The following is a 6,458-nucleotide window of genomic DNA, read 5'->3' on the forward strand; positions in this document are numbered from 1 at the left end:
CCCTTATAGAGAAAGGCATTTAGCGATTTTTGTCAATTGTTTTTGCTCTAGAGCGAACTAATCAATTAAGTCTCTTGCCAGATAAGGATTTAGTCGATTTATGCCCCCCTATCGAACCATACCAAGTAACGAAGAACCATAAGGGGGGTGCCGATGGGCGGCGGGATCTGACAATAAACCAGAGAGTTAAAGCTACTCCTCCAGCAATGCAAAGATTAACTATAATGTGAATAAAGGCTCGGTTATAAGAGGCTGGATAGAGAAAAATAAAGGCAATGGAAGGAATGGTTAAAGTTAAGTTAATACCAGCGAGAACATTTTTAATAACTATCGATGGTGACTTCTGAAAATATCCCCGAAAAATATTAACAAATATGTAGATAAACAGGCTGCCTGCTAGATAAATTCCTAGAGTTAGTTTGGTGAGTATAGAGAACCCACTGATCATACCAATAGCTATAGCCAAATAATTGATGTACTTTTGAAAAAAGTTATCAAAAGACATGAGTATCAAAAGGATAAATGTTATCTGATAATCAACAGTAAAGCCGATACTGTTGTAGGGATTTCCTACTAGGGTAGCAAAAATAATTGACAGCACAAAAACTATTTGATTGCTATAGTCCTTAATAAATAATAATCTGAGAATAACTACTGCTAATAGACAAAGGTGTATCAACCAGCGAAAATAGATAATTTGGGAAAAGTTGTGATTTAAAGATGTGCCATGAACCAGATAGCCTAGGGGTCCATAGGTGAAGATAATATCTTGTCCAAAAATTAACTGTTTATGGGCAGCATCACTAATAGCAAAAGCCCAAGAAGCATCTAAACCAATTTCTAGCCAATCAATAATAGGCAAATTTGCCAGAAAAAAGTAGGCAGTAATGATAATTAGTATTCCTTTGACGACTACAGGTGATTTGAAAGATTTTTTCTGCATAATTGTTCAGTTAAAAAATACCTTTTAAGTCCTTTTCATAGGTGTGAATCCAATCAAAAATATCTTGGATTAATTTTCTACCGTCTCGCTGGGGTTGCCATGCAGTTATAGAACTGATTTTGCGAGAATCAGTGATAAAAATTGGCATATCTCCGGTGCGATTTTCGGGAATTGCCTCAATCATGATATTATTGCCCGTGATTTCTTGACATAGTTTTGTGGTTTCGTAAAGAGACAAGGAAAAATCTTGCCCACCCCCCACATTAAAAGTCTGCCCTTTGAATTGTTCTAAATTAGCAATCTGAATATCGATTAAATCGAGTAAATCAGCTACATGAAGAAAATCTCTAACCTGTTTCCCTGTACCCCCATAACCGATATATTTTAAGGACTTCTGAAAGTAATGATTAGCCACCCAAAGGGCAAAAACTCCCTGATCAACTTTTCCCATTTGCCAAGGACCAGTTAAAACTCCACAGCGATTAATTAAAGTTCTTAATCCGTAGGCATCCCCATATTCATTAATAATCAATTCCGATGCTAACTTAGTGGAACCGTAGAGAGAACGGGGCAAATCTAAGGGAAATTGTTCCGCGATACCAAAAGCAGAAACCCCAGGTAAATTTTGCTGTTCAGATAACTGAAAACGAGTATCTGTTTCTGTATAGTTTAATTGATTAAGATAGGCAATAGGATAAACTCTGCTGGTGGAGAGAAAAATAAAATCAGCTTGGGTTTGTCTAGCTAATTCTAAACAGTTAATCGTTCCAATTAAGTTGGTTTGCAAGACATAGCCGGGGGAAGTATAACCAGCTAAAACGGAAGGTTCTGCCGAACATTCTAGGATTAAATCCACTGGCAAAGCGGATGCTTCTAAGTCTTCCGCATTTCTGACATCTCCATGAACAAACTCAATTCCCGCCTGTTTGATACGGGGAATATTTAATTCAGAACCGCGACGTTTTAAGTTATCTAAGGCGATAATTTTCCAATCGGGATAACGTTGGGCTAATCCTAAACCTAAAGAACTGCCCACAAAACCCGCACCACCAGTAATTAACACTTGCCTAGTCATCAAAAATACTCCTCTAGATGATAATTATCAAACAACTTGATTCTTTTTCTGTTTGCGCTTATAGTCGCCTCTAGAAAGGTGTTTTTCTAACCAGATAGAGAGAACTATAAATAAATAACGACTGCCCATTTCCTTGAGTTTTAACTTGGAAACCCCCGTGGTACGATTGCGCCAAGTGATGGGAATTGTCGTATAGGAATATCCTCGCACGATTGCTTTTAAGGGCATCTCTACTGTTAAGTTAAAATGGTGAGACAGTAGAGGTGAGATTCCTTCGATAACATCCTTACGATAGATTTTAAAGGCGTTAGTGGTATCATTAAATTTTAGCCCAAATAAAACTTGAATGAATAGATTAGCCAAACGATTAATGAATAACTTGTGCATGGGATAATCAATAACTTTTCCTCCTTTGATAAAACGGGAACCAAAAACGCAATCGTAGCCTTCTTGGAGTTTATAATAATAGTCCACCATGTTATCGGGAGAGTCGGAATTATCTGCCATTACTACTGCCACTGCATCCCCGCTAAAATTTTCTAATCCACAGCGTACCGCAAAACCAAAACCGTTGGGATAATAGTTATTGATGTAGCGAATCCGAGGATTTTCTTGGTTGATTTTTTGCAGAACTGCTTCGGTGTTATCTTTGCTATTGTCATTAACCACTAGGATTTCATAATCAATTTTATCCCGTTCTAAACGTTCGGATATTAAGTGAGTAGTGCTTTCGATGCAATCTTCTTCGTTGTAAGCAGGGATAATTATTGATAGGGTTTTTACCCCATGGTTATCCCTTGATTGACGTGGGTGAGAGTAACCGTCCATCTCGAAAGCTGGTGCTAATCCTTCGGGATAGTACATTTCTGTCTCATTAGTCTTATTCTTGGGTTTAAAAACTAGGCTATCACTGGCAACATAGTTAATACTGGCCCCCACTAAAACCCCAATCATTGTGTTGACTCCGGGGCTAATTCCCAACCAATTTAAGAAGGGAAATATCAAAAAAACTCGCAGTAAAATTGCTAAACCTGCCGAGAGATGATAGAGAGGAAGTTGTATCAAAATCACATCTCTGATTGTCCAATCTCCCCCAGTCCACACCCAGATTCTATAGATAAAGAAACTAGCAATTAAAGATATTTCTATCGAAATAACATTAGCAACATTCTTCAGAAATGGGGTATTAAATCCCAAGTCATCAATGAACCAATAAATTAAGAACAAGTTAATTAAAAATGCCACTCCCCCAGCAATGAGAAATCGGAAAATTTTATTGTTGTAGATTTTAGTTAACATAAGGAACTCAACTCAATATAAATTACAGATAATTATCTCTTATTTACCGTGTCTTGTTGTGTATATATCACAACGTTTGTTAGAAAAAACGGGCTTGTCATTAGGATTATACAGGCTATTTAAATATTTTTTATCTTCTCGGTTTTCTCTTGTTTCGTTGCAAAAAACTATCGCATCAACTTGATGATTAGCTCTTGATAACTCGTAGAGAGCATTTTTTGATTCTTCCTCACTTGCTTTACTATAAATCATTAAGGCACGACGTTGACTGTAGTAAGGTATCAATGAATTCCAGTCACGTCTGTATATTAACAAAACACCTTCAGGAGAAGTAATACTTTGGACTTGAGAGGCAATTTCTAAGTAAATTTTACCATGCAATTTTGTCGGATACCAGAAAGCTCGGTAAAATTGCAGTTGTGATAACAAAATTAAAGCCAGGAAAAACCAGCCTACAGACTGCCAAATTTTCCGTTTTTTCTCTATTAACCCCATGATGGTAAATCCAGAAGCACCGAGGAGAAAGATAGCATTAGCATAGGGATAATAGTTATGAACAAAATGCAAATTGGTAAAAATGGCAACTGTCAATATAAATAGTAAACTTAAGCCATAACTTAGTAACTTTTTTGAGGTGAAAATTGGTAATATTACTAAAGCCATAACGCTGATTATCAATCCGCCAAAAACGTCATTTAGAGTCCTAGTTAGATAATTTCTCCACTCTGACCGAGATAATTTTTGAGCGATAGTTCCAAAGTTCCAATCTCTCAAAGCTTTCGAGGTGATAAGATCTGCTGCCATGGGATTGAGTAGCTTTTGGGCATCGGCAAAGTTAACCCAAATTTTTGCCAGAAGGAAGGGTATGATGATAAAGACAACGACCGGTATCAATAAATCTTTCGCTAAGTTACGAGATGAGTCTTTCTTAACCCAATTAATACCTATCCAGACACAAGCTAAAATTAAAAATCCAGCCATAGTCGTTACTTTAGTCAGACTGGCAGCGATTCCAAAAAGACAGGCTAATAAGGCAATAATTGGCGATTTATAGCGAAAATAAACAGCAATACAGGCAAGGTAAGCTAAAGAGAAAAATAGGGCAGTTGATTCAATCATGAATGTTCTGGCCCAAAACAGATAAAGGGGACTGGCTAAAAATAAACTCAAAAACAGCCAACGGAAAGCTCGCGCTACTTGTAAATAAGATAGGATTACATATATAGGAATCAAACTTAAATAAAAGAAAAAAGCACTCACAAATCTACCAGTTTGGTCAAGGGGAGTCTGGAATAGCTTCACTAAAATTGCCACTATTCCTTGATAGAGCGGAAATTCCATCGGAATTGACCAAGGCACTCCTAAAACAGGGGTTTCATAGGCCAACCAAGGACTACCTTTGAGTAAATAAAAGACCGAGATGGCCGTTTGAGTTTGACGAAAGGCCTGAGCATCTATCAAAGGATTATTCCAGCCTCTGCTAATCCCCCAAAAACTATGGATTAAGCAAGCTGTAAAAATTAACAACAATATTTTCTCAGTCCATGATTTAGAAGCAAGCATATTTGACCATCTCCAGTTTTTTAAATGCATATACGCACACACCCAGGTAGTTTTGACATAGTAATCTAATGCTCTACTATAACCAACGGCTAACGTTTTGACTAAAAATCTCTTTGAGAATATCTGTTACTGTGTAGGTTAACTGCCAATCAGGATAATGATTTTTAAACTTACTCACATCAGAAATCCACCAGATATGATCACCAATACGATTAGTCTCTACATACTGCCAGTTTAACTTTTTATCCGCAATCGCTTCACATTCTTGAATAGCTTCTAACATGGAACAATTACTAAAGCGACTACCACCGATATTATAAACTTCTGCTACTCGCGGGGTCTGATAAAAATGATAGAAAGCATTGACCAGATCGTAACTATGAATATTATCGCGTACCTGCTTACCCTTATACCCATAAATACTGTATTCTTTGCCAATCATCGTACATTTCATCAAGTAGGATAAAAACCCGTGTAATTGGGTTCCCGAATGACTAGGACCGGTTAAACAACCGCCGCGAAAAGAGGCAGTTTTCATCTCAAAATAACGCCCGTATTCCTGGACTAACACATCCGCTGCCACTTTCGAGGCACCAAACAAAGAATGTTTACAAGCATCAATACTCATCAACTCGTCAATACCTTGAGCAAAATAAGGATGATTTTCGGAGATTTCCCAACGTAATTCTTTTTCTACTAAAGGCAATTCATTCGGTCTATCCCCATAAACTTTATTGGTGGAACAAAAAATAAATACTGCTTGGGGACAGTGTTGACGAGTATTTTCTAATAATACTAAAGTTCCGTTAGCATTGACACTAAAATCCATATAGGGATCCTTTGCTGCCCAATCGTGGGAAGGTTGCGCCGCCGTGTGGATAATTAAGGATATATCATGACTATAGGTTTTAAATATAGCTGCAATAGCTTCATGATCCCGAATATCTACAGCATGGTGAATATATTTATCCCCGTAATCTTGGGATAATTTGGCTCGATTCCACTCCGTTGAAGCGTCTTCGCCAAAAAATACCTGACGCATATTATTATCGATGCCAACGACGGTATAACCCCGATCACAAAAAAACCTGACTGATTCGGAACCAATTAAACCAGCAGAACCAGTTACTAGAATGATCGCCATAACTATATCCTGAATTTTTTGCCTAGTTGTTGAGAAATTTCCCAGGTTGGGAAAACTTTCCCCGACTTTACTAGATATGTTCGCCTTTGTCAATTAAACCCGAGGAGATTCCCTTAACTGCGGCAATTCCCTGAAAAATGATCGTCTTATCCACTAGGAGTGATGTAATGGCGTTTTCTTGCCAGTAATCCCTAATTAAGTCCCCATCTCCCCCCGTTAAAATTATCCCGCTCTCTGGATATAAATTTAACCATTCCAGACTGAATTTTTCTATTCCCGCCAAAATTGTATAGATTATCCCACTTCTTATCCCTTCTGCTGTTTCTTTTGCCCACATCTGCGGTAATCTTTCCGGTAAGGACACCTCTGGTAAGGCTGCCGTCCGTTCCCTTAAACTGGCTAATTGCACCTTTAACCCGGGTAAAATTGCTCCC

General features: G+C 37.8%; 6 protein-coding genes. All 6 read right to left on the reverse strand.

Annotated elements, in window-relative coordinates:
* Positions 1-61: 61 nt before the first annotated feature.
* Positions 62-943: a hypothetical protein gene (locus tag PX481_RS30045; protein WP_502888576.1), complete on the reverse strand. Its 882-nt coding sequence runs from the start codon at positions 941-943 to the stop codon at positions 62-64.
* Positions 944-953: 10 nt separating this feature from the next.
* Complete coding sequence (locus PX481_RS05895) at positions 954-2,018, reverse strand: NAD-dependent epimerase/dehydratase family protein (protein WP_288093969.1); 1,065 nt, start codon at positions 2,016-2,018, stop codon at positions 954-956.
* Positions 2,019-2,045: 27 nt separating this feature from the next.
* Positions 2,046-3,317: a glycosyltransferase gene (locus tag PX481_RS05900; RefSeq protein ID WP_288059902.1), complete on the reverse strand. Its 1,272-nt coding sequence runs from the start codon at positions 3,315-3,317 to the stop codon at positions 2,046-2,048.
* Between the two features lie 39 nt (positions 3,318-3,356).
* Positions 3,357-4,880 (reverse strand): ArnT family glycosyltransferase, encoded by a 1,524-nt coding sequence (locus tag PX481_RS05905; protein ID WP_353852184.1) that lies wholly within the window; start codon positions 4,878-4,880, stop codon positions 3,357-3,359.
* Between the two features lie 76 nt (positions 4,881-4,956).
* Positions 4,957-6,024 (reverse strand): NAD-dependent epimerase/dehydratase family protein, encoded by a 1,068-nt coding sequence (locus PX481_RS05910; protein WP_288093971.1) that lies wholly within the window; start codon positions 6,022-6,024, stop codon positions 4,957-4,959.
* Between the two features lie 70 nt (positions 6,025-6,094).
* On the reverse strand, positions 6,095-6,458 hold a 364-nt coding region (locus tag PX481_RS05915; RefSeq protein WP_288093972.1), incomplete at its 5' end, for a type III pantothenate kinase.

The sequence above is a fragment of the Microcystis sp. M53603_WE2 genome (genome assembly GCF_030065435.1).